The organism is Corynebacterium sp., from assembly GCF_030532325.1.
In the GTDB taxonomy this organism is placed as follows: Bacteria; Actinomycetota; Actinomycetes; order Mycobacteriales; family Mycobacteriaceae; genus Corynebacterium.
In genome coordinates this window covers 48,434-72,630 of sequence record NZ_JAUNLS010000003.1, presented here as the reverse complement: position 1 = coordinate 72,630, position 24,197 = coordinate 48,434, and the positions used below count along the sequence as shown (strand labels likewise).

At 66.3% G+C, this 24,197-nt stretch carries 21 protein-coding genes; all 21 read right to left on the bottom strand.

Going from position 1 to position 24,197, the window contains the following annotated elements; all coding sequences use genetic code 11:
- Positions 1-227 precede the first annotated feature (227 nt).
- Positions 228-1,217, bottom strand: coding sequence for a DNA-binding protein WhiA (gene whiA / locus Q4E25_RS02675; RefSeq protein ID WP_303153754.1), 990 nt, complete (start codon positions 1,215-1,217; stop codon positions 228-230).
- Positions 1,218-1,362: 145 nt separating this feature from the next.
- A complete protein-coding gene (yvcK, locus tag Q4E25_RS02670; protein ID WP_303153752.1) occupies positions 1,363-2,364 on the bottom strand; it encodes a uridine diphosphate-N-acetylglucosamine-binding protein YvcK in 1,002 nt (333 codons plus the stop codon).
- A 101-nt stretch (positions 2,365-2,465) separates the two neighbouring features.
- The gene (rapZ, locus tag Q4E25_RS02665; protein ID WP_303153751.1) at positions 2,466-3,338 is read right to left on the bottom strand and encodes an RNase adapter RapZ; all 873 of its coding nucleotides are present in this window, start codon (positions 3,336-3,338) and stop codon (positions 2,466-2,468) included.
- A gap of 26 nt (positions 3,339-3,364) precedes the next feature.
- Positions 3,365-5,416 (bottom strand): excinuclease ABC subunit UvrC, encoded by a 2,052-nt coding sequence (gene uvrC / locus Q4E25_RS02660; protein WP_303153749.1) that lies wholly within the window; start codon positions 5,414-5,416, stop codon positions 3,365-3,367.
- Positions 5,417-5,418: 2 nt separating this feature from the next.
- Positions 5,419-6,003: a PH domain-containing protein gene (locus tag Q4E25_RS02655; RefSeq protein ID WP_303153747.1), complete on the bottom strand. Its 585-nt coding sequence runs from the start codon at positions 6,001-6,003 to the stop codon at positions 5,419-5,421.
- Between the two features lie 101 nt (positions 6,004-6,104).
- Entirely contained in the window at positions 6,105-6,578 is a 474-nt protein-coding gene (gene ribH, locus Q4E25_RS02650) for a 6,7-dimethyl-8-ribityllumazine synthase (RefSeq protein WP_303153744.1), read from the bottom strand.
- On the bottom strand, positions 6,579-7,847 hold the full coding sequence (locus tag Q4E25_RS02645; RefSeq protein ID WP_303153742.1) for a bifunctional 3,4-dihydroxy-2-butanone-4-phosphate synthase/GTP cyclohydrolase II: 1,269 nt from the start codon (positions 7,845-7,847) through the stop codon (positions 6,579-6,581).
- A gap of 11 nt (positions 7,848-7,858) precedes the next feature.
- The gene (locus Q4E25_RS02640) at positions 7,859-8,485 is read right to left on the bottom strand and encodes a riboflavin synthase (RefSeq protein WP_303153739.1); all 627 of its coding nucleotides are present in this window, start codon (positions 8,483-8,485) and stop codon (positions 7,859-7,861) included.
- A 168-nt stretch (positions 8,486-8,653) separates the two neighbouring features.
- On the bottom strand, positions 8,654-9,700 hold the full coding sequence (gene ribD / locus Q4E25_RS02635) for a bifunctional diaminohydroxyphosphoribosylaminopyrimidine deaminase/5-amino-6-(5-phosphoribosylamino)uracil reductase RibD (protein WP_303153737.1): 1,047 nt from the start codon (positions 9,698-9,700) through the stop codon (positions 8,654-8,656).
- The gene (gene rpe, locus Q4E25_RS02630; RefSeq protein ID WP_303153735.1) at positions 9,687-10,352 is read right to left on the bottom strand and encodes a ribulose-phosphate 3-epimerase; all 666 of its coding nucleotides are present in this window, start codon (positions 10,350-10,352) and stop codon (positions 9,687-9,689) included. The genes ribD and rpe overlap by 14 nt, the downstream gene beginning before the upstream one ends.
- A gap of 17 nt (positions 10,353-10,369) precedes the next feature.
- Positions 10,370-11,992 carry an RsmB/NOP family class I SAM-dependent RNA methyltransferase gene (locus tag Q4E25_RS02625; RefSeq protein ID WP_303153734.1) on the bottom strand — a complete coding sequence of 541 codons (1,623 nt, stop codon included), beginning with the start codon at positions 11,990-11,992 and terminating at the stop codon, positions 10,370-10,372.
- On the bottom strand, positions 11,989-12,963 hold the full coding sequence (fmt, locus tag Q4E25_RS02620; RefSeq protein ID WP_303153731.1) for a methionyl-tRNA formyltransferase: 975 nt from the start codon (positions 12,961-12,963) through the stop codon (positions 11,989-11,991). The genes Q4E25_RS02625 and fmt overlap by 4 nt, the downstream gene beginning before the upstream one ends.
- 78 nt (positions 12,964-13,041) lie before the next feature.
- Complete coding sequence (gene def, locus Q4E25_RS02615; protein ID WP_303153729.1) at positions 13,042-13,551, bottom strand: peptide deformylase; 510 nt, start codon at positions 13,549-13,551, stop codon at positions 13,042-13,044.
- Between the two features lie 168 nt (positions 13,552-13,719).
- Entirely contained in the window at positions 13,720-15,747 is a 2,028-nt protein-coding gene (locus Q4E25_RS02610; RefSeq protein WP_303153726.1) for a primosomal protein N', read from the bottom strand.
- Between the two features lie 11 nt (positions 15,748-15,758).
- Complete coding sequence (gene metK, locus Q4E25_RS02605; protein WP_303153724.1) at positions 15,759-16,982, bottom strand: methionine adenosyltransferase; 1,224 nt, start codon at positions 16,980-16,982, stop codon at positions 15,759-15,761.
- A 136-nt stretch (positions 16,983-17,118) separates the two neighbouring features.
- Entirely contained in the window at positions 17,119-18,369 is a 1,251-nt protein-coding gene (gene coaBC / locus Q4E25_RS02600) for a bifunctional phosphopantothenoylcysteine decarboxylase/phosphopantothenate--cysteine ligase CoaBC (protein ID WP_303153975.1), read from the bottom strand.
- A 91-nt stretch (positions 18,370-18,460) separates the two neighbouring features.
- On the bottom strand, positions 18,461-18,763 hold the full coding sequence (rpoZ, locus tag Q4E25_RS02595; protein WP_303153722.1) for a DNA-directed RNA polymerase subunit omega: 303 nt from the start codon (positions 18,761-18,763) through the stop codon (positions 18,461-18,463).
- 54 nt (positions 18,764-18,817) lie between these two features.
- A complete protein-coding gene (gmk, locus tag Q4E25_RS02590) occupies positions 18,818-19,387 on the bottom strand; it encodes a guanylate kinase (protein ID WP_303153720.1) in 570 nt (189 codons plus the stop codon).
- 6 nt (positions 19,388-19,393) lie between these two features.
- A complete protein-coding gene (gene mihF, locus Q4E25_RS02585; RefSeq protein WP_303153717.1) occupies positions 19,394-19,714 on the bottom strand; it encodes an integration host factor, actinobacterial type in 321 nt (106 codons plus the stop codon).
- A 282-nt stretch (positions 19,715-19,996) separates the two neighbouring features.
- Entirely contained in the window at positions 19,997-20,851 is an 855-nt protein-coding gene (gene pyrF, locus Q4E25_RS02580) for an orotidine-5'-phosphate decarboxylase (RefSeq protein WP_303153714.1), read from the bottom strand.
- Entirely contained in the window at positions 20,835-24,176 is a 3,342-nt protein-coding gene (carB, locus tag Q4E25_RS02575) for a carbamoyl-phosphate synthase large subunit (RefSeq protein WP_303153713.1), read from the bottom strand. The genes pyrF and carB overlap by 17 nt, the downstream gene beginning before the upstream one ends.
- Between the last annotated feature and the right edge of the window lie 21 nt (positions 24,177-24,197).

The window sequence follows — 24,197 nt, the reverse complement described above, 5'->3', positions numbered from 1 at the left end:
AAAAGCATTCGGGCGCAAGCACAATATTTCAGACAGGTGTACACTGGTGGACCTTTAGCGCTCCCCGGCCCGCATTGCCGCTGCGTAGACGGCTATAATGCCCGCTTATATTCGTTTCTGTTGGGTTGAGTGGTATTTCTCACGCCCGAGCAGAAAAGCAGAAAAGCGCCGACTTTCACGTCGACGCTGTGCCCGGTCAGTGCCTCACCGGCCTAGTCATTATCGGCCTAATCGTTGTCAAAGAGGGCCTCGGTCACCGACTCGTTGGTGTCCGGGATCTTCAGCTCGGCTGCCCGCTTATCCGCCATGGACAGCAGCCGGCGGATGCGCCCGGCCACGGCGTCCTTGGTCATGGGCGGCTCCGCCAGGCGGCCGAGCTCCTCCAAGGAGGCCTCACGGTGTTGCACGCGCAGGCGGCCGGCATCGGCGAGGTGTTCGGGGACGTCGTCGCCCAAGATAACCATGGCGCGCTCCACGCGGGCCGCAGCGGTGACCGCCGCGCGCGCAGAGCGGCGCAGGTTGGCGTCATCGAAGTTATCCAAGCGCTTGGAGGTATCGTGCGCCTCCCGCTTGACGCGCTTCTTCTCCCAGCTCAGGCGGGTCTCCTGCGCGCCCATGCGGGTGAGCAAAGCCCCGATGGCATCGCCGTCGCGCACCACCACGCGATCCGCGCCGCGGGTCTCCTTGGTTTTGGCCGCGATGCCCAGGCGGCGGGCGCAGCCCACCAGGGCCAGGGCCGCTTCCTGGCAGGGGCAGACGACCTCAAGCGCGGAGGAGCGCCCCGGCTCCGTCAGCGCACCCTGCGCCAGAAAGGCCCCGCGCCAGGCGGCCTCATTATCCGCAATGGAACCGGAGATGACCTGCGGCGGAAGCCCCACCACCGGGTGCCCGGAGCGGGTGATAAGTCCCAGCCTGCGGGTAAGCTCCCGCACGTCGCGGTCAATGCGGATCTGGTAGCGGGATTTCTTGGCGGAGCCAGCCGGGCCCACCACCTGCGGAGTGACCTGGATGCCGTAGAGATCATCGAGTGCTGCCACCAGGCGCTGCGCAGCCTTGTGGTGCTCTAGCTCGACCTCGTAGCTGAGCTGATCACCGTTGATGAGCAGCTGGCCGGCAAAGCGCAGCATGGCGGCGACCTCCGCCGCACGGGAGGACTGCCGGGGAACGGAGACCTCAGTGAGCTCGTCCTTGACCTGATCGGTCAATGAAACAGACATCTCGTGCGTCCCCTTTCAGTGGATTAGCTTGGCTCGATTGGGTGGGCAAGATAAGTTGTGCTCGGTGAGCTGGGCGTTAAACGGTGGTCAGCTTGACGCCGGAAGCAATGCCCGGCGCTTATGCCGGGCACAAGTGGGCTTCATTCTAGCGCGCGGCGGAGTCCTCAACGAACTCGCGGTAGATCTCCGAGAAGACGGCGGAGAGCTTTTCCGGGCAGTGCTTGGTGACCTCCTTGCCCTGAGCATCGCCGCCGGTATGGTTCTCGGAGACGTCCCGGAAGATGGCCGTGGCCCCCAAGGCGGAGGCTGCCCGCTGTACGTAGACGCGCTCGGACTCGTTGGGCAGCGAGGTACTATCCACGATGACCCGGTCAACGCGCAAACCCGGAGCGTGCTGTGCCAAGACGTGCAGGTGACGTTCCGCGGAAAAGCCCTGGGTCTCCCCCGGCTCAGCGGTGAGGTTAAGCACCACCACGCGCAGGGCGTCGGAGGAGGCGATAGCCTCGACGATCTCCGGCACCAGCACGTGCGGGATCACCGAGCTGAACCACGAGCCCGGACCGATGGTGATCATGTCCGCCTGCTCGATGGCCTCGATGGCCCACGGGTTGGCGGCCGGCTGCTCCGGGATGATGCGCACTCGGCGCACCTGGCCCGGGGTGGAGGCCACCGCCACCTGGCCGCGCACGGCGCGCATGATACGGGGGTCGTCGTCAAGCCCGGCCACCTCGGCCTCGATGTCGAGGGGCTGGTTGACCACCGGCAGCACGCGCCCGGCTGACTGCGTCAGGCGCGCCACTGTATCGAGGGCTGCCTGGTAGTCACCGAGGACGTCGGCAAGCCCGGCAATCATGAGGTTGCCCACCGCGTGCCCGGCCATGGCGCCGTTGCCGCGGAAGCGGTGCTGCAGGGTCTGTGCCCACAGGTGTGGATCGGCGTCATCACTGGACAGCGCGGCCAGGGCCATGCGGAGATCCCCCGGCGGGATGATCTCCAGCTCCCGGCGCAGGCGGCCGGAGGAACCGCCGTCATCGGCCACGGTGACAACAGCGGAAATAAAGTCAGTGGCGCTGCGGCGAGCGGCCAAGAGAGTTTGGTACAAACCATGGCCGCCACCCAAGCAGGCCATGCGAGATGGTTGGGTCATAGAACGGACAAAACTTTCCACACAGTGATTTCTACACAGTGATTACCACACAGTGAATCGAAACTATTCAATTGCGTGCACAGCGGGCACAGGTCCCAGCACTAATCGCGGGCGATATCGCGGTGCAGGGTTGCGATCTCCAGATCCTCGCGCTCGCGCAGCCTGCGGGCAACTTCCTCGGTGATGGCCACGGAACGGTGGTGCCCACCGGTACAGCCAATGCCCACGGTGATGAAGTTCTTTCCCTCGTGGCGGTAGCCGGCCAGCATGGAATCGAGCATCTCGATGAAGTGCTCGATGAATTCCTCCGCGGCCGGCTGCGCCAGCACGTAATCGGCGACCGGCTCATCGGTGCCGCGGTAACCGCGCAGCTCCGGCACCCAATAGGGATTGGGCAGAAAGCGCACGTCGAGGGTGAGATCGGTATCTCGCGGCGAGCCGTGCTTGAAGCCGAAGGACTCCAGGGTCACGTGCTGGCGCTCGTGGCTCATCTCGCCGAAGGAGGCCTCGATGGCGCGGCGCAGATCGTGGATGGAGAGGTTCGTGGTGTCGATGATGATGTCCGCGCGATCGCGGATCTCCTGCACCGCCGCGCGCTCGCGCTGGATCCCTGCCTTGAGGGTCTCGCCCTGCTGGAGCGGGTGGGTGCGGCGCACGGAGTCGAAGCGGCGGATGAGTACGTCATCGCGTGCATCGAGGAAGAGCAACGTCGGTGTGATCCCGAGTTCCTTAAGCTCGTCGAGGGTCTCCGTCAACGAGCCTGGGAACATGCGGGAGCGCACGTCGGTCACCGCGGCGACCTTTTCCACCGGGGACTCAGGCTGCATGCACAGCTTGAGGAGGTCCACAATCGCCTTCGGCGGGATGTTGTGGGCGACGTAGTAGCCCTTATCCTCCAGCACCTTGGCCGCGGAGGTCAGGCCGCCCCCGGACATTCCGGTGATGAGGATCGGCGGTGTCGTGAAGATCGTCATGCGCACTAGTCTAGCCACGCGCCAGGTCAGCTGTGCAAGTGCTCAAAGACCGTCTGCGCCAGCTTCGGCCCGAAGCCCTTGACCTCGGCGATCTCCTCCACGCTTGCCTCCTTGAGCTTCTTCACGGAGCCGAAGTGCTTGACCAGATCCGTGCGGCGCTGCGGGCCCAGACCGGGAATGGAATCCAGTGCCGAGGCACGCATGCGCTTGGAGCGCTGCTGGCGGTGATAGGTGATGGCGAAGCGGTGGGCCTCGTCGCGGATTTGCTGCAAAAGGTAGAGCGCCTGGGAGTTACGCGGCAGGATCACTGGCTCGTCGTCGCCCGGCACCCAGATCTCCTCCAGGCGCTTGGCCAGGCCCACCAGGGTCACATCCACGATGCCCAACTCGTCAAAGACCTCCTGTGCCGCGGCCACCTGCGGGGCGCCGCCGTCCACGATGAACAGCTGCGGCGGGTAGGCAAAGCGGCGGCCGGCCTCGGCGGCCTCCTCCACCACGTTCTCATCGGAGAAGGTTGATGACTCCAGCTCCTCGTCCGGCACGGCCAACTTGTCCTCGTTGTGGCGCTTGAAGCGGCGGCGCGTGACCTCCGCGATGGAGCCGACGTCATCGGAGCGACCGTCGCCGGCCGCCTCCTTGATGCGGTAACGGCGGTAATCGGACTTGCGGGGCAGGCCGTCTTCGAAGACCACCAGCGAGGCCACCACGTCCGTGCCCTGGATGTGGGAGATATCGGTGCACTCTATGCGCAAAGGGGCCTGGTCCATGCCGAGGGCCTCCTGGATATCCTGCAGAGCCGCCGAGCGCGCGGTGAGATCGCCCACCCGCTTGAGCTTGTGCTGGCGCAGCTGCTCCTTGGCGTTTTTCTCCACCGTCTCCATGAGTGCGCGCTTATCGCCGCGTTGCGGCACCCGCAGATCGATCTGCGCGCCGCGCAGCTCCTCCAGAAGCTGGCGCACCTCCCCGGCCTCCTCTGGGAGGACCTGGACCAGGATCTCGCGCGGGATCACGCTGCCGCGCTTCTCGGCGGTGTGGGACTCCTGGTCCACGCCGCGGCGTGTGAGGGCGGCATCCTCCGCCGCCTCCTGCTCCTCGCGCTCGGCGGCATCGGAATAGAACTGGATGAGGAAGTTCTCAATGAGTGCGGGCAGCCCCGGATCCGGCTCGCCCTCGGCCACCGGCTCCGCCACGGCCTCATCACCCGAGCGCTCCACCACCCAGCCGCGCTGGCCGCGGATGCGCCCGTCGCGCACGTGGAAGACCTGCACCGCGGCCTCCAGCTGATCCGCGCAGAAGGCGATGAGATCGGCGTCGGTGCCCGCGGGCAGAACCACGGCCTGCTGCTCCATGATCTTGGTAATGGCGCCCAGATCGTCGCGCAGCCGCGCGGCCAGCTCGAACTCGAGGTTCTCGGCGGCCTCCTCCATGCGGCGGGTCAGTTCCCGGCGCACCGGGGCGGTGTTGCCGTTCATGAAGTCCACCAGCTGCGTAACGGTGGCGCGATGTTCCTCCGCGCTCACCCGCCCGATGCACGGGGCATCGCACTTGCCGATGTAGCCCAACAGGCAGGGCCTGCCCAGTCGCTCGTGGCGGTTGAACACGCCTTTGGAACAGGTGCGCATGGGAAAGACTCGGGTGAGCAAGTCAAGGGTCTCGCGCACGGCCCACGCGTGGGAATAGGGGCCGAAATAGCGCACGCCCTTGCGCCGCGGGCCGCGGTAGAAGAACGCGCGCGGGTAGGTCTCCCCCACGGAAACCGCGAGCATGGGGTAAGTCTTGTCATCGCGGTACATGACATTGAAGCGCGGATCGAAGCGCTTGATCCAGGTGTACTCCAGCTGCAGGGCCTCGACCTCGCTGGCCACCACTGTCCACTCTACGGAGGCAGCCGTGAGCACCATCTGCCGGGTACGCGGGTGCAGCTGGGTGATGTCCTGGAAGTAATTGGACAGCCGCGCGCGCAGGTTCTTGGCCTTGCCCACGTAGATGACGCGGCGGTTTTCATCTCGAAACTTATAGACGCCCGGATCCGTGGGAATGCTCCCCGGCGCCGGGCGGTAAGTGGTGGGATCTGCCACGGTTAATCCTGCGGCATGTACTTGGCTTCCAGCTCGCGGAAGCGGCGGACCTTGGCGATGACATCGTCCTTATCCCCGGCCTGCAGCGCCCACACGGGGACGAACTCGAACTCCGGCAGCTCCAGACGGGCCATGCGCTGGCCCTCTGGGAAGGACAGGCCGTAGATGACCTGCCACGGGTAGAAGCGCGAGCCCACAATGTTGCGCACCTCAACACCGTCGGAGTTAGCGCGCAGGCGCGGGCGGGTCAGCGCCAGCCAGGACAGGACGGAGATCACCACGCCCACGCCGGGGAAGGCAAACTTATCAATCTCAGTGACGGTGGCACCGGTGAAGGAGAGGCCCACGGTAAAGCCCATGAACAGGTGGGCTGCCATGACGAGGATGACCCACACGATGGCCACCTTGCGCAGGTAGGGCGACTGAGCCTCGTACTCCCAGGGCTTGGTGGAGGTCTGGGCGAAGGGATCGGCGCTGGTATAGGCCAGTACTTCGGCGTCGCTCAGCTTGCGCTGGGCGGCGGCGGGCTGAGTGCCTGCGTCCTTGGCCGGTTGGGTTGATTCACTGGAAGCGTGTGCGTCGCTCATCCTCGTCCTTCTTCTCCGTTCAGCCTTCTCAGGCAGTCTCCATACGGCAGTGCGGTTAGGCTGCGTACGGCAGTGTGATCGGGCAGAAACCAGTGCCCGTTCTATGACTCGTTCAGTCTACGCAAGGTGAGCACGGTTTCTAAAGCCGCGGCCATGGCCTCAGCGCCCTTGTCCTCAGCCGAGCCCTCGAAACCAGAGCGGTCCACCGCTTGGTCGTAGTCGTTGACGGTGAGCACGCCGTTGGCCACCGGGGTGGACTCGTCCAGCGCGATGCGGGTCAGCCCCTGGGTCACGGAGTCGCACACGTAGTCAAAGTGCGGAGTTCCGCCACGCACCACGCAGCCCAGCGCCACCACGGCGTCGTGGGTGCGTGCGGCGGCCTGCACCACCACGGGAAGCTCCAGCGCGCCTACCACGCGCCACTCGCTGATCTCGGCCCCGCACTCGCGGGCGGTGCTCACGGCGCGCTCGTGCAGCTGATCGCAGATCTCGGCGTTCCAGGTGGAAGTCACCACGGCCACGCGGAGACCGCTGGCATCAACCTGGCGGATCTCCGGCAGTCCTTCTTTACTCATTTAGCTGTCCTTCCTCGCGTTATCCCAGGCCTCGACCTGCGGCAGATCGTGGCCCATGCGGTCGCGCTTGGTGCGCAGGTACTCAATGTTATCCGCGTTGGCCGGCACAGCCAGGCGGGTGCGCGCCGAGGTGTCGATGCCGAAGCCCTCCAGGCCCTCGCCCTTGTGCGGGTTATTGGTCAGCAGGTTGACGCTGGCCACCTGGAGATCCCGCAGAATCTGCCCGGCCACGGAATACTCGCGGGCGTCCTCCGGCAGGCCTTGCTCCACGTTGGCGTCGACGGTATCACGTCCGTTGTCCTGCAAGCGGTAGGCCTTGAGCTTGTTGACCAGCCCAATGCCGCGGCCCTCGTGCCCGCGCAGGTAGATGACAATGCCGCGCCCGGCCGCCTGCACCTCCTTGAGGGATTCGTGCAGTTGGGGGCCACAATCGCAGCGGCGGGAGCCAAAGACGTCACCGGTGAGGCACTCCGAGTGCACGCGCACCAGCACGTCCTCGGCGCCGGCGTAGTCCTCTGGGCTGCCGACCACCAAGGCGATGTGCTCCTGCTTGTCGACGTCGTGGGTGTAGCCCACCGCGCTGAACTCGCCGTAGTCGGTAGGCAGCGTGGTCACCACCGAGCGGGTGACCTGCTGCTCGTTGTGGCGGCGCCAGGCGATGAGCTGGTCGATGGAAATCATGCTCAGCCCGTGGGTATCGGCAAAGCGGCGCAGCTCGGCCGAGCGGGCCATGTCGGTGGGATCCTCCTCGGAGACGATCTCGCAGAGCACGCCGGCCGGGCGCAGACCGGCCAGGCGGGCGAGATCCACGGCGGCCTCGGTGTGGCCATCGCGTTCCAGCACGCCGTTGGGGCGCGCGCTGAGCGGAACCACGTGGCCGGGGCGGGTGAAATCCCCCGGCTGGGCGCTGGGATCCGCCAGGTGCCGGATGGTGGCCGCGCGGTTCGCCGCGGAAATGCCCGTGGAGCCATTGGCCAGGTCCACGGTGACGGTGTAGGCGGTGTGGCGCACGTCCTGGTTGACCGCCATCATCGGCGGAAGCGCCAAGCGGGCACAGTCCTCCGGCAACAGCGGCGCACAGATATATCCGGAGGAGTAGCGCACCATAAAGGCCACCAGCTCCGGGGTGGCCAGTTCCGCGGCGAAGATGAGGTCGCCCTCGTTCTCGCGGTCCTCGTTATCAACGACAACTACTGCTTTACCGGCTGCGATATCGGCGATTGCTTGCTCGACGCTATCGAGGGTGATGGAAGTGTATCCGGCGGTCATAGCAACTAACTCTAGCCCGCCGTGTTTTCGCTCACTGCGTTGGGGTTGAGCATCTTCTCCACGTACTTGGCCAGCACGTCCACCTCGATGTTGACCGCGGCGCCGAGCGCCAACCCACCGAAGATGGTGTCACGCAGGGTGGTGGGGATCAGCGAAACCTCGAACCAGGCACCCGCGGCATCCCGGCCCAGCGCGCTGACGGTCAGCGAGGTGCCGCTGACCGCAATGGAGCCTTTCTCCACCACGTAGCGCTCCAGCTCCTCCGGCAGGCTAAAACGCAGCACCTCCCAGTGCTCGGAAGGGGTGCGGGAGACCAGCGCGCCGGTGCCGTCGACGTGGCCTTGCATGATGTGGCCTCCCAGGCGGGTGCTGGGCAGCAGTGCGCGCTCCAGATTCACCGGGTGGCCAACCTCCAGCTCCCCCAGCGCAGAGCGGCAAAGCGATTCCTGCATGACGTCAGCGATGAAGCTGGACTCCCCCAACTCCGCCACGGTCAGGCACACCCCGTTGACCGCGATGGAATCCCCCAGCTGTGTCTCCTCCAGCACCGTCGTAGCCCGAATGCCGAGACGGATAGCGTCCGCCTGCGGCTCGAGAGACTCCACGGCGCCGACTTCCTCAACCAATCCAGTAAACATTTGTTCTGTCTTCCCTTCTCTTTCACTTCCCACTCGTTGAACACGAAAATTGGAGCTCACTATGAGCTCAAAGCCGAGTCTCACGAGCTACTACACGCGAGCGCACGCTCGAGTCGAGACCAAGCCCCAGAGCAAGCACCGTAAAGCAAGCACTGTAGAGCAAGCACGCTAAAGCGAATACTCAATAAGCACGTCCTCGCCCAGCACCCGGGTGGCCTCGCGGTGCAGGCGCGGCGCCCCTGCGAGGGTTGGCGCCACCGCCCGGGTGAGCACGCCGCGGCCCGCGCCGAGAATCACCGCACCCACGTAGGCCTGGATCCAATCCACCACGCCCGCCTCGAGGAAGGAGGTGGCCAGGCCCGCGCCGCCTTCTACCAGCACGTCGCGCGCGCCGCTGGCGTAGAGCTTGTCCAGCGCTTCCTCAATGCTGGCGTAGTGCTCGTATCCCAGCCGCGCCAGGTTGCTCTCTTCGCCTGCGTGCTTGGCTGCGTCCCTCGTGCCAATCACCACCCTGCGCGGCTGGCCTTCGCGCAGGCTGCCATCCGGGTAGCGCGCGGTGAGCGAAGGATTGTCCGCCAGGGCCGTTCCCGTGCCGACGATGATGGCATCGCGCCGGGCGCGATCCTCGTGCACGAACTCCCGGGCCTCCGGCCCGGTGATCCACTGGCTCGTGCCGTCGGGGGCGGCGGTAAAACCGTCGAGGCTCTGCGCAAACTTGAGGGTGACGTGCGGGCGCGAGCGTTCTACCGCGCGCAGCCAGGGGCGCAGTGCGTCCGGAATCCCGGCAGCATCCTCGGGGCTGAGCTTGTTCACCTCAACCCCGGCCTGCCGCAGGGTGTCCGCTCCCCCGGCGGCGTTCGGATTGGGATCGGAATGCAGGTAGAAGACCCGCTCGATGCCCGCCTGGATAAGCGCCTGGGAGCAAGGTCCGGTGCGCCCGGTGTGGTTGCAGGGTTCCAGGGTGACCACCGCCGTGGCGCCGTTAAGCGTCCTGCCGCTTTCGGCGGCCGCACGCAGGGCCATGACCTCCGCGTGCGGGCCGCCGGGAGGCTGGGTGGCGCCCACGCCGATGACCTCCCCCGCGCTATCGAGGATCACCGCGCCCACCGGCGGGTTGGGGCTGGTAGTACCGCGAACCTCCTGCGCCGCCTCCATGGCGCTGCGCAGCGCCGCGAGAATCGTCGCGTCCGGCACAGCGCGGCTACGCGGTGGCAAGGCGTCGCAGCTCATCGACCGCCGCGGCCTTATCGTCCTGGGAGAAGATTGCAGAGCCCGCCACGAAGGCATCGCAGCCGGCCTGTGCGGAGGCCTCGATGGTCTCCGCGGAAATGCCGCCGTCGATCTCGATGAGCGTGCTCAGGCCGCGCTCGTCGATGGCCGCGCGCAGCGCGCGCACCTTCTCCAGCTGCTCGGGCATGAACTTCTGTCCGCCGAAGCCCGGCTCCACGGACATGACGAGCACCAGGTCAAAGTGCTCAAGCTTGTCCAGCCAGGGCTCAATTGGGGTGCCCGGCTTGATGGAGAAGCCAGCCCACACGCCCAAATCGCGGATCGTGCGCGCCAGCGCCAGCGCTGCTTCCTCATCCTCCATGGCCTCGACGTGGAAGATGATGCAGTCGGCGCCCGCCTTGGCGTAGGTCTCCACCCACTTCGCCGGCTCCTCGATCATCAGGTGGACGTCGAGGTGCTGCGAGGTGATGCCATCAACGGTAGCGGTAAGCCCCGGGCCGAAGGAGAGATTGGGCACAAAGTGCCCGTCCATGATGTCAACGTGGATCCAGTCCGCGTTGCTCACGGCTCGCACTTCCTCACCCAAGGTGGCAAAGTCAGCGGCAAGGATGGAGGGAGAAATGATCGGTGCAGACATATGGTTCATCCTAGTCATCACTCGGTGGCGTCGGTGCTACTTTGCTCGCTGCCGGAGGCCTCGGCCTCCAGCGGGCGGCGCAGCACGGCGAAGAACATGGCATCGGTGCCGTGGCGGTGCGGCCACATCTGCACCGACAGTTCCCCTCCCACATTCCCCATGTCCGGGATGAGGCTGCGTCCGTCCAGCTCCTCGACGCCCGTGGCGGCCACCACCGCGTCCACCACCTCGCGGGTCTCGCGCAGATCCGGCGAGCATGTGGAGTAAATTACCACGCCGCCGGGTCGGACCAGGGAGAGCGCGGAGGTGAGCAGTTCCTTTTGCAGTGAGGTGAGCTCGAGGACATCGCTTTCCTTCTTGCGCCAGCGCGCCTCTGGCCGACGACGCAGGGCCCCGAGGCCGGAACAGGGGGCATCAACGAGCACGCGATCGTAGCCCGGCTCCAGGCCCGGGCTGCGCCCATCCGCTACGTGCACAGTCACCGGAAGATCTCGCACGGTCTTCTCAATGAGCGCGGCGCGATGCGGCGAGACCTCCACGGCGTCCACGGTGCTTCCTTCGATGCGCGCGATGGCGCCCATGAGTGCGGCCTTGCCGCCCGGTCCCGCGCAGAGATCGAGCCAGCGTCCGTGGTCTTCTCCTTCCACGGGCGCTTCGGTCACCGCGCGGGCGATGAGCTGCGAGCCTTCGTCCTGGACCGCGGCGAGTCCCTCGCGCACGGGGTCGAGTGCGCCCGGGTCCCCGTGGTCCATGTAGACCGCGTAGGGCGAATACTTTCCTTCCTCAAAGCCAGTGATGAGCGCGAGCTCTTCGGCGGAGATTTCGCCAGGCCGCGCCACGAGGTGCACGATCGGGCGATCGGAATCCGCAGCCAGGGCGGCCTCCAGCTCCTCGCTGCCCACCACGCGGGCAAAGCTCTGCGCAATCCACTCCGGGTGCGCGTGCTTGAAGGCCACGGAGGCGATCTCCCCGCCCGGGGCGAGCTTCTCAAACCACTCTGTGACCGGGGTGCGGGTAATGGTGCGCATGATGCCGTTGGCAAAGCCCTTGGCTTTCTCCTGCCCGCAGGCCTCCACCAGGCGCACCGTGGTGTCCACGGCCGCGTGCGGCTCGACGCGCGTGTAAAGCAGCTGGTAGGTGCCCAGGCGCAGCGCGGTGAGGACCACCGGGGAGATGCCATCGAGCTCGCGGGAGGAGCACGCGGCGATGACCTCGTCGAGCACGCCCTCGGTGCGCAGCGCACCGTAGGTGATCTCCGTGGCGAAGGCGGCGTCGCGGCCCGTTAGCTTCTGCTCGCGCAGGACCTTGGGCAGAATGAGGTTGGCAAAGGCATCATCGCTGGCTACCCGCTCGATGACGTGGAAGGCCACTGCCCGCGGCAGATCCACGCCCGCGCCACGCGCCGCGCGGAAGAAGTCCTGCTCGCCACGCTGGCCCTGACGCCGCTGGGGGCCACGGCCCTGGCCACCGCCACGCTGATTGGCCCGTTGGTTGCCACCGCGCTGATTTCCTCCGCGCCGGCCGCCACCACACTGGCCTTTACGGTCTGCGTTCTTGCGGCCGCCTGCGTCGCGCTTGCCGCCCTGCGGGGTGCGCTCCTGGTCACCGGACTTGCTGCGGGAACGAAATCCGCCGCTCATGAAAAGATCACCTCGCTGTTGTCACCTGCGCCTCTAACCGCTGGCGCGATACCGCGGCCCCAATCTGCTGCGTTCATCATCTTCTTTCCTGGTGGTTGGATGCGGTCGAGGCGCACGGGCAGGCCGGCAGTGCCCACGAACACGGCCTTCTTGGTCACGTGCACCTGGCCCGGTGCAAGCTGCGGAAGTGCTTCAGCAGCGGCAGCATCCAGGAGCGCTACCGGCCCCACCTTGAGGCGAGCGCCGTTCCACGTGGTCCACGCGCCCGGCCCCGGGGTGTGGGCGCGGATGTGGCGGTCAATCGCCTCCGGCTGCGCCTCCCACACAATGCGCGCGTTGTCCGTGGTGATCTTGTGGGCATAGGTGGCCTCGCCCTCCTGCGGCCGGGGCTGGACGCTGCCGTCTTCGAGACCGTCCATGGTCTCCACCAGCAGGTCACCGCCGGCGTACGCCAGGCGGGTCAGCAGGTCATCTGCGGTATCGGTGGGACGGATCTCCTCCTCCATCACCTTGAGGATCTCACCAGTATCCAGCCCCTCATCGATACGGAAGGTAGTAGCGCCCGTATGCTCCTGGCCTGCTGCGATGGCGGCCTGCACTGGGGCGGCACCACGCCACTGCGGCAAAAGGGAGAAGTGCAAGTTCACCCAGCCGTGCGGGGCGGCATCGAGCAGATCTGGGGTGATGAGGTTGCCGTAGGCCACCACCGGGATGGCCTCAGGCGCCAGCTCTCGCAGTCGAGCACGCAGCGCTTCGCCGTCCTCGGTGCCCGGCTTCAGCGTGCTGGGGGTGAGCACCTCGATTCCGTGGCGCTGCGCCAGCTCTTTGACGGGGCTGGGGTGCAGGCTGCGGCCGCGGCCCTTGCGGGCGTCCGGCCGGGTAAGCACCGCGACAACCTCATGGGTGGATTCGATGAGTTTTTCCAAAGCAACCACCGCGGGTTCCGGGGTGCCGGCGAAGATGATGCGCACTGTCTCAAGCTCCTTCGATGGGCAGTGAAGTTTGGTGAAGTTCGGGGAAGTTCGGGGAAGAAAGGTGACGAAGACGGACTAGGCGTTGAACCACTCGGAGTTGCGGATGGTACGCATGGCTTCCTTGCGCAGCTCCGGGGCGAGCTTGTCCAAGAATAGAACACCGTCAAGGTGATCCGTCTCGTGCTGAATACAGCGGGCCATGAGCCCCGAGGCCACCATGGAGATCTCGCGCCCGTAGACATCGCGGCCGCTGACTTTGACGGTACTAAAGCGCTCGGTTTCCGCGGAAACATCCGGGATGGACAGGCATCCTTCTCCGCCGAGCTGGGTCTGCTCCCCCAGCGGCGCCCACACGGGATTGATGATCGCCCCGCGCAGGCCTGTCTGATAGTGCGAGCAATCGTAGACAAAAATCCGCTTGGTCAAGCCGATCTGGTTGGCGGCAAGGCCCACGCCGCCAGCAGCGTCCATGGTCTCCAGCATGTCCTGCGCCAGTACTTCCAGTGAGCCATCGAATTCGGTGATCTCCGTAGCGCGAGTATTCAGTACTGGGTCTCCGTAGAGCCGGATGTCCCGGATGGTCATGGTGCTGCCTTTCTCTTCCGCTCGGTGACAGGCCTGGGCTATGTCTCGCTCGCTGGGTTGTCTACCTGTGGTCATTCCCAGCGTGCCGCGCGGCTTCCCGTGTACAAGGCCCCGCGCAGGCCAACGTATCGACAATAGTTGAGCGTACTGAGTACAGGCCACAGTGGTCTAGCCAATGTTGATCGGGTTGACTGCAATGCGCATGGGCAGCTCGTCTTTCTGCGCACCGCGCAGGGCGTTAGCCGCGCGCAAGGCGCTGCCGAGCTGCGAGCGTGGACCCAGAGGCGTGCGCACGAGTACGCGCTGCGGCGGACCAAAACGCTCCTGATCATAATCGCCCGGCAGGCTCACCCCCGCAGGAAGCGGCACTGGGCCCAGGATCTCGGCGTGCTCGGGAAGCTCCGCTAGCTCCAAGAAGTGATCCACCGCGGCATCAGGTCCGTCGATGGCCGCCAAGTGCACCGCCGGCGGGAAGCGCACCTCACGACGCCCGCGCAACTCCTCCGCGGCAGCCCCCACCACGTCCCAGCGGCAGAAGTGCTGCACCACGGGAAGCTCCTCGTCAGCGGCCACCACCACCTCGCCGCCGTGCAGGCCGGAGGTGACCAAAGTGGCGGCCTGAGTCCACTTGGCCAGGGTGTCCTCCGTGGCCCGCAGATCCTGGCGCCCGAGCAACGCGGTGGCGTCGAGAAGCAGCGCAGCCCCGTAGTGGCCACCCTTCTCCACGCGCGGCTCCGCGCCCGGGGTAGCCACCACCACGCTGGCCTTCGCCGCGACCTCGTCGATGACCTTGTTACCCCCGGAAACAATCACCCGGGTGCTGGGAAAGCTGCGGCCAAGCTCCTCCGCGGTGCGCTCAGAGCCCAAGACCACGGCGCGCAGGCGGGGCGAGCCGCACTCCCCGCAGCGGTACTGGACATCAACTCGCCCACACCAGCGGCAGGTGGGAAGCTGCGCCGGGGCGTTGCCCTCGGCAGGAGGCAGACCTAAGGGGCCGTTGCAGTGGCGGCAGCGCGCCGGAGAAAAGCAGCTGCCGCAGGCCAAGACCGGCGCGTAGCCCTTGCGCGGAACCTGCACCAGCACGGGCTCGTCGCGCTGTAAGGCGCGCGTTGCCGCCTGGTAGGCGGGGCCGGAGAGAGTGGTCGTGCCGCCCTGCATGTTGCGCGCCACGCTCACGCCGTAGGTGCCCACCGCGGTGATTAACGGGCAGCGCTTCTCCAGGGTGCTGGGGCTGGCCACCAGATCGTGCGCCCAGCCGGACTCCACCAGCAGCTGGACCTCAGCGGTGCGGGAGTGGCCGGCCAGGATGAGGCTGCAGCCCTCCTGCGAGGAGCGCGTGGTGAGCACCTCCCTGGCGTGCACGTAGGGCTTGAGGTTATCCACCAGGTTGTCGTCGCCGTCGTTGAGGATCACTGCCAGCTGCAGGTTGTGCACCGGGGCGAAAGCGGCTGAACGCGTGCCAATGACAATGCGCCCCTGGCCAGTCAACACCGAAAGGAAGCGGCGGTAGCGCGCCTGCGGCCCCGTGCTATTGGCCAGCACGGTGATCTGCTTGGCGGAGACCAGCTGCCGCAACGCCGCTTCCAGCGTGGACAGTTCGCGGTGATCAGGCACCACCATGAGCACGCCGCCGCCCTCGCGGGCGACCTTCACGGCCAGCGCAGCCAAGGCCTCAGCCCATCTGTCCCCCGGCGCAATCTGCCACGCCGCGCGCGCGAGCCGCCCCTCCAGGATGGAGTCCACGAAGGACTCGCCATACTGGTAAGCCGACCACCCCGAAAGATCCGGCTCGGTAGCCTCCCCCAGTTCCTCCCAGGGGGTGCTGAGGTCCGACTCCTCCGCCTGGGCGTGGCGCGGCGGGATGGCGCTGCGGATGATGTCGGAGCGCACTCCCCCGTAGCGCGCGGCCAAGGACTCCACCAAACGCGACATCGCCGGGGTGTAGACCGCATAGGGGGAAATGACGCGTTCGACGTAGCGCAGGTTGCCGCCGTACTCGGACTCGCTGAGGCGATTGAGTACGAGGGCGTCGACAAGCCTGCCGTTGAAGCGAATGCGCACGCGCACGCCGGGCTGGGCGGCCTCGGAGTCGGCCTCGTCCACGAGGTAGTCGAAGCCGCGGTCCAGGTGTGCCACCCCCAGCAAAGGCAACACCCGCGCGACCGGTCTGTGGGCGGCGGGTGTTTTCTTAGGCATGGGCCCAGATTCTACAGCCCCGCCGCCGCGCGTAGTGCCTCGGCGCGATCCGTGCGCTCCCAGGGCAGGTCAACGTCGGTGCGGCCGAAGTGGCCGTAGGCCGCGGTCTGGCGGTAGATCGGGCGGCGCAGGTCCAGCTCGCGGATGATGGCGGCCGGGCGCAGGTCGAAGACCTCGTTGACGGCGGCCTGGATGTGGGCGTCGGTAAGCCCATGCTTGGCCGTGCCGAAGGTCTCCACGTACAGGCCCACCGGCTTGGCGCGGCCGATGGCGTAGGCCACCTGGACCTCGGCGCGGTGCGCGAGATCGGCCGCCACGATGTTCTTGGCCACCCAGCGCATGGCGTAGGCGGCGGAACGATCCACCTTGCTCGGGTCCTTGCCGGAGAAGGCGCCGCCGCCGTGGCGGGCCATGCCGCCGTAGGTATCGACGATAATCTTGCGGCCGGTCAGGCCGGCATCACCCATGGGCCCGCCCAAAATGAAGGAGCCGGAGGGGTTGATGAGCAGCTGGGTGTCCTCGGTGTAGTACTTCCCCAGGTCGGCGTCCTTGATGACCCACTCCACCACGTGCTCGCGCAGCTGCTCGGCCAGCCACTCCTGGGTGATCTCCGGGGAGTGCTGGGTGGAGATGACAATGGTGTCCAGGTGGGTGGGGTTATTGTCTGCGTCGTAGGCATAGGTCACCTGGGTCTTGCCGTCCGGGCGCAGGTTAGGCACGAGACCCTCCTTGCGCACCTGGGTGAGGCGGCGGGAAAGGTGGTGCGCGGTAGAGATGGGCAGCGGCATGAACTCCGGGGTCTCCGCGGTGGCGTAGCCGAACATCAGGCCCTGGTCACCCGCGCCGTACTGATCATCGTCCTCGAAGGTGCCGGACCGGACTTCGCTGGAGTTATCCACGCCGGCACCGATCTCCTCGGACTGCTCGCCGATGGCCACGTTGACGCCGCAGGTATGGCCGTCGAATCCCACATCGGAGGAGGTGAAACCGATGTCCACCAGGGTCTTGCGCACGAGCTGCGGAATCTCGACGTAGCCGGTGGTGCGCACCTCGCCCACCACGTGGACCTGCCCGGTGGTCACCAATGTCTCCACCGCGACGTGCGCGTCAGGGTCCGTCTCCAGCAGGGCGTCCAGGATGGTATCGGAGATGGCATCGCAGATCTTGTCCGGGTGGCCTTCGGTCACGGATTCACTGGTGAATAGGCGCGTTGCCTGGGCAGCTTGTTCAGTCACTTTCAAACCTTCTTCTCGTTCCAATTATCCGCTCAGTCGCGGTGCGCGGCGCGTGCGCGCGGCCTCAAGCTCTGTCGAATACGACAACAGTGTAGACCAAGCGGTCTATAGCTGCAATCTGACCTGTCTAATTTCCCTACTTGGCAGCCAGAAGGGGATCCACCGCAGAGAGGATTTGCGCGGCCACCGCCTGCTTGGAACCGGACTCCACCACCTGCGGCTGCTCGCCGCGGCGCAGAATCCACCCCTCGTTGCTGCGCTGGCCAAAGACCTTCCCCTCCCCGACCTCGTTGGCCATGAGGACGTCGCAGCCCTTGCGGGCAAACTTCTCCGTGGCGTACTCCAGCGCGCTGTGCTCGGCGTCCCCGGTCTCCGCGGCAAAACCCACGATGACTGCCTGCACGTTGATCTCGCCGGCATCGCGCTTGCGCACTAGGCCCGCCAGGATATCCGGGTTCTCCACCAGCTCCACCCGCGAAAGCTCCTCGTCAGCGCTGCCCTTCTTTAACTTGGACTCTGCCACCTTGGCTGGGCGGTAATCAGAGACGGCCGCCGCCATGATCACGACGTCGGCGTCGCGCGCGGCCTCCTCCATGGCCTGCTGCATCTGCGCGGTGGAACGCACCCGCACCACCTGCGCCCCACAGGGGGTGGGAAGCTCGTCGGTGCTGCCGGCCACCACGGTGACCTCGGCGCCGCGCTGGGCGGCCACCTCCGCGAGGGCAAAGCCCTGGCGCCCCGAGGAGCGGTTACCAATGAAGCGCACCGGATCGAGGTTCTCCTGCGTGCCGCCGGCGGAGACCACCACCTTCCTGCCCTGCCAATCACACGGCACGGCGTGGCCCTCGAGGATGGTGCGGGCAAAAGCGGCGATCTGCTCCGGATCCGGCAGCCGGCCCGCACCCGTGTCCCGGCCGGTGAGTCGCCCGTGGGCCGGCTGCATGACGTGGATGCCGCGGCGACGCAGCGTGGCCACGTTCTCCTGGGTGGCGGGGTTGAGCCACATCTCGGTGTGCATGGCAGGGGCCACGATCACCGGGCAGGTGGCCACGAGCACCGTGGCGGTGAGAAGATCATCGGCCCGCCCGGCCGCCAGGCGCGCGAGGAGATCCGCCGTGGCCGGCGCGATGACGATGGCGTCGGCCTGCTGACCGATGGTGACGTGCTGCACCTCGTCCACGGCATCAAAGACCGTAATGGAGACCGGATTTCCGGAGAGCGCCTCAAAGGTGGCAGCGCCCACGAAGTTCAGCGCGCTGGGAGTAGGCACCACGCGGACGCTATCGCCGGCTTCGGTGAACTCACGGATGAGGTGGCAGGCCTTGTAGGCGGCAATACCGCCGGCCACGCCCACCACGATGTTGCGGGAGGAGCTACGTTCTTCAATCACTCGCCCGATGTTACCTCAGGTACAGCAAACGCCCGCCCCGGCCGGGGTGGCGGGGCGGGCGTGGGGCTCACTAGCGCTAGCTAGGGTCTTACTTGCCTTCCTCGTGGTCGAGGAGGCCGGCCTCAATTTCGCGCAGGGCGATGGACAGCGGCTTCTCGCCGGGCTCTGGGGTCACCAGCGGGCCGACAAACTCGAAGACGCCCTCGTCCTGCTCCTGGTAGTAGCTGTTGATCTGACGCGCGCGCTTGGCGGCGAAGATCACCAACGCATACTTGGAAGAGACCTTATCCAGCAGAGTGTCAATGGCCGGGGCGGTAATGCCGATCGGCGGATCAAAGACTGGCTCTGGCTTTGCAGTCTCGTTGTTAGCAGGGGTGGTCACGTCGGTCACATGCACCTTTACTTCGTGGTTGATGGTTGGGCGGTCGATGATGCGAAAATCATCCTATCCACGCAGGATAGCACTAATAGCTGCCACGGCGTCATCGAGGTTCTCGTTGACAATCACGTGATCAAACTCGTCTTGGGCGGCAAGCTCCGACTGTGCGGTCTGCAGCCTGCGGTCAATGACGTCTTGCGGCTCGGTGCCGCGGCCGGTCAGCCGCTCCACCAGCACGTCCCACGAGGGCGGGGCCAGGAAGACCGTCTCCGCCTCAGGCAACGCTGCCTTGACATTGCGCGCGCCTTCCAGATCGACTTCCACCAGAACCGGGCGGCCCTCCTGCATGGCCTCCACCACCGGCTGGGCTGGAGTGCCGGAGCGCTGCAGGCCACCGTGGATATCAGCCCACTCGAGCATCTCGCCGGCATCGATGCGTTCCTGGAACGCCTCGGGGGTCACGAAGAAGTAGTCCACCCCATCCTGCTCACCAGGACGAGGCTGGCGCGTCGTCATCGAGACGCTGAAATACAGCTTGTCGACATCATTGCGCAGACGCGACACTACCGTGGACTTGCCCACTGCGGAGGGCCCAGCCAGAACGACGAGGCGCCCGCGTGCAGCTGCGTCAGACATGATGAATTACTCGCCGAAGCCGAAACGCTCGAGCAGGGCGCGACGCTGACGCTCGCCCAGGCCACGCAGACGACGGGTCTGCGCAATCTCGAGGTCCTCCATGATTTCCTTGGCCTTGACCTTGCCAACCTTCGGCAGAGCCTCGAGGAGAGCGGAGACCTTGGTCTTGCCAATGATCTCGTCGGTCTCAGCCTTCTCCAGAACATCCTTCAGGTTGGTCTCGCCGCGCTTCAGCGCAGCCTTGAGCTCAGCACGTGCCTTGCGGGCCTCAGCGGCCTTAGCCAGGGCTTCCTTGCGCTGCTCATCAGTCAACTTGGGAAGGGCCACGGGTTTCCTCCGATTTCTTAGTGTGAATATGTACGTGTGGTAACTAGTACCAGATCTCGGCCACGCGGCGGGGTATTACCCCAGCTTGGACACCGTGAGGAGGTGCTCGCGAGCCGACTTCTGGCAATCCTAGCACTGGTCTACGCACATTGACGTAATTTGCTCTCCGTGCCGGAGAGGTTCGTGCACGTCAACGGCTTGCCTGTAACAAAATACCAGGTCGGCGGCGGGCCTGTTAAATGCCCCACCACCGACCTGGTCACGGTGAAATTTTCGCTCGCGCTAGCTCAGCTCTTCGGCCGCGCGTTTCACGGCGTCGCGCAGGTCAGCAACCCGCGGGCCCTGCTTGAGGATGCCCCGCGAGACGTTAGCAAAGCCAAGCTCCGGGGCCGCCGCAGTGATAGCGCGCACATCCTGCGCGCTCGCACCTTGGGCGCCCACGCCCGGCAGGAGCACCGGGCCGTTGAGCTCATCGAGACGCGGTGGCTCGGCCAAGGTGGCACCCACCACAACGCCGATGTCCCCGCCCACACCGGCGGGCTTGTCCGCACTGCCGCGGTTGTAGCCCGCGCAGGCATCCACCACGGACTGCGCGATGCTGCGCCTGGAGGAGTCGCGCACGCTCTGCAGCTCGCGGGCCTCCGGGTTGGAAGTGGCTGCCAGCACGAAGACACCCGCAGAGTTTCTCTCCGCCTCTTTAAAGACCGGTGCCAGCGCGCCCACGCCTAGGTAAGGCGAGACCGTCACCGAGTCCGCGCGCAGCGGGGAGGACTCTCCCAGCCAGGCCTCGGCGTAACCGGCCATGGTGGAGCCGATGTCCCCGCGTTTGGCGTCGGCCAGCGTCAAGCAACCGAGCTCGCGCAAGCCCGCCAAGGCCTCCTCGAGCACCGCGAACCCGCGGGAGCCGAAGCGCTCGAAGAAGGCCACCTGGGGCTTCACCAAGGCGGCGGAATCCGCGAAGGCCTCCACACAGGTCATCGTGAAGCTGCGCAGCCCGTCGACGTCGTTGCTCAGCCCCCAGGCCTCCAGCAAGTGCGCGTGCGGGTCGATGCCCACGCACAGCCTTCCGCGCTGGCGCCCCGCCTCGACGAGGCGCTGCCCAAAGCCCACCGCTTGCTGATTACTTGGCTGGGGCATGCTCGAGCTCCTGAAGTGCGCGCACGCGCATGTCGCCCACGCGCAGCGCCTCAATGCCCTGCACCGCGGCGGTCACGCCCTGCACCGTGGTCACTAGCGGGATGCCCACGTTGACCGCGGCGGCGCGGATCTCGTAGCCGTCGTGGCGAGCGCCCGCGGAGCCGGCCGGGGTGTTGAGGATGAGGTCAATCTTGCCGCCGAGAATCTGATCCACTATCGATTCCTGGCCCTCGGTGGCGTCCGAAACCTTGACCGCAACCTCGCACTCGACGCCGTTGCGGCGCAGCATCTGGGCCGTGCCCGAGGTGGCAATCACCTTGTAGCCCATGGAGGCCAGGCGCTGAATCGGGAAGATGAGCGTGCGCTTGTCGCGGTTGGCCACGGAAACAAAGACGGTTCCCTCAGTGGGCAGCTGGCCAAAGGCGGCCTCCTCGGCCTTGGAGTAGGCGGCGCCGAAGTTATCGGCCAGGCCCATGACTTCGCCGGTGGACTTCATCTCAGGCGAAAGCAGGGTGTCGAGCAGCTTGCCGTCCGGGCGGCGGAAGCGGTTAAAGGGCAGCACGGCTTCCTTGACCGCAATCGGGTGCTCCAACGGCAGGGAGCCGCCGTCGTAATCGCTGGGGATCATGCCTTCGGCGCGCAGCTCGGCGATGCTCGCGCCCAGCATGATGCGGGAGGCGGCCTTCGCCAACGGCACGCCGGTGGCCTTGGACACGAAGGGCACGGTGCGGGAGGCGCGCGGATTGGCCTCGATGACGTAGAGGGTGTCGTCCTTGAGCGCGTACTGCACGTTCATCAGGCCCTTGACACCGATGCCGTGGGCCAGCTTGCGGGTGGACTCGCGCACTTTCTCGATGTCCTCCGGGCCCAGCGTCATCGGCGGCAGCGCACAGGAGGAGTCGCCTGAGTGGATGCCGGCCTCCTCGATGTGCTCCATGACGCCTCCGAGGTAGACCTCCTCGCCGTCGCACAGGGCATCGACGTCGATCTCGATGGCGTTGTCCAGGAAGCGATCCACCAGCACCGGGTGATCCGAGGTGATCTCGGTGGCGCGGTTGATGTAGTCCTTGAGCGAGGTTTCGTCGTAGACGATCTCCATACCACGGCCGCCCAACACGTAGGAGGGGCGCACCAGGACCGGGTAGCCGATCTGCTTGGCGACGTCCCGCGCCTCATCGAAGGAGGTCGCGGTGCCGAAGTCCGGGGCTGGCAGCTCGGCGGCGGAGAGCACCTTGCCAAACTCTCCGCGGTCCTCGGCCAGGTCGATGGCGGCGGCCGAGGTGCCCACCACCGGCACGCCGGCGGCGGTCAGGCGCTCGGCCAGGCCCAGCGGGGTCTGACCGCCGAGCTGGACGATGACACCAGCGACCTCCCCGCAGGAGGCCTCCGCGTGATAGACCTCCATGACGTCCTCGAAGGTCAGCGGCTCGAAGTAGAGGCGATCGGCGGTGTCGTAGTCGGTGGAAACGGTCTCCGGGTTGCAGTTGACCATGACGGTCTCGTAGCCCTTACGGGAGAGCTCGAGGGCCGCGTGCACGCAGGAGTAGTCAAACTCGATGCCCTGGCCAATGCGGTTGGGACCCGAGCCCAGGATGATGACCTTGCCCTTGGTCTCGCGCTCGCTCGGGCGCACCTCGGACTCGGCGTCGGGGTCCAGCTCGTAGGAGCTGTAGTGGTACGGGGTCTGGGCCTCGAACTCTCCGGCACAGGTGTCCACGGTCTTAAAGACGGGGCGGATGCCCAGGGACCAGCGCAGGGAGCGCACGCCATCCTCGCCCGCGAACTCGGGGCGCAGCGCGGCGATTTGGGCGTCGGAGAGCCCGAAGACCTTGGCCTCGCGCAGCAGTTCGGCGTCGAGCACCGGCGCGTTGACCAGCTCCTCGCGGAAGTTCACCAGTGCCTCCAGCTCGGCGAGGAACCACGGGTCCAGCCCGGAGTGCTCGTGCAGCTGCTCGATGCTCGCACCCAGGCGCAGGGCGAGTTCGACGTCGTACATGCGGCCCTCGGTGGGGCGCTCCAAATCCTTGAGTACCGCCTCGAGGTCGGTGGCGCGCTCGCCGGCGAAGTACTCGTCGGGCTGAGTCCAGAAGCCGGAGGGCTTGGTTTCCAGAGAGCGCATGACCTTGTTGAGGCCCTGGATATAGTTGCGGCCGATGCCCATGGCCTCGCCCACGGACTTCATGGTGGTGGTCAGGGTGTCGTCCGAGCCAGGGAACTTCTCAAAGGCAAAGCGCGGGGCCTTGACGATGACGTAGTCCAGGGTGGGCTCGAAGGCGGCCGGGGTCACACCGGTGATGTCGTTGGTGACCTCGTCCAGGGTGTAGCCGATGGCCAGCTTGGCGGCTAGCTTGGCAATCGGGAAGCCGGTGGCCTTGGAGGCCAGCGCCGAAGAGCGGGACACGCGCGGGTTCATCTCGATGGTGATAATGCGGCCGTCGACGGGGTTGACGGCGAACTGAATGTTGCAGCCGCCGGTATCAACGCCGACCTCGCGGATGATGGCGATGCCCTGATCGCGCATCTTCTGGTACTCGCGGTCCGTCAGCGTCAGCGCCGGCGCCACGGTCACGGAGTCGCCGGTGTGTACACCGAGGGCGTCGACGTTTTCGATGGAGGCGATGACCACGACGTTATCGTCGCCGTCACGCATGAGCTCGAGCTCGAACTCCTTCCAGCCCAGGATGGACTCCTCGATGAGCACGTTGGCCTCCGGGGAGGCGGCCAGGCCGCCGCCGGCGATGCGGTCGAGGTCCTCCATGGTGAAGGCCAGACCGGAGCCCAAACCACCCATGGTGAAGGAGGGGCGAACCACAACGGGCAGGCCCAGCTCGGCGACGGTCTCGTGGACCTCGTCCATGTTGTGGCACACGCGGGAGCGGGCGGACTCGCCGCCGATGGAGGCCACGATGTCCTTGAACTTCTGGCGGTCCTCGCCGCGCTCGATGGCGTCGATATCCGCACCGATGAGCTCAATGCCGTACTTCTCCAGGATGCCCAGGCGGTCCAGCTGCACCGCGGCGTTGAGCGCGGTCTGGCCGCCGAGGGTGGCCAGCACGGCGTCAATGGGGTGGCCCTCCTCCTGTTCCTTGATGAGGATCTTCTCAATGAATTCCGGCTGGATGGGCTCCACGTAGGTGTGGTCTGCGAACTCCGGGTCCGTCATGATGGTGGCCGGGTTGGAGTTGACCAGCGTGACACGCAGGCCCTCCTCCTTGAGCACACGGCACGCCTGGGTGCCGGAGTAGTCGAACTCGCAGGCCTGGCCAATGACAATCGGGCCGGAGCCGATGACCAGGACGTGGTTGATGTCGTTGCGCTTTGGCATAAGTCTTCTCGTCTTTCCTAT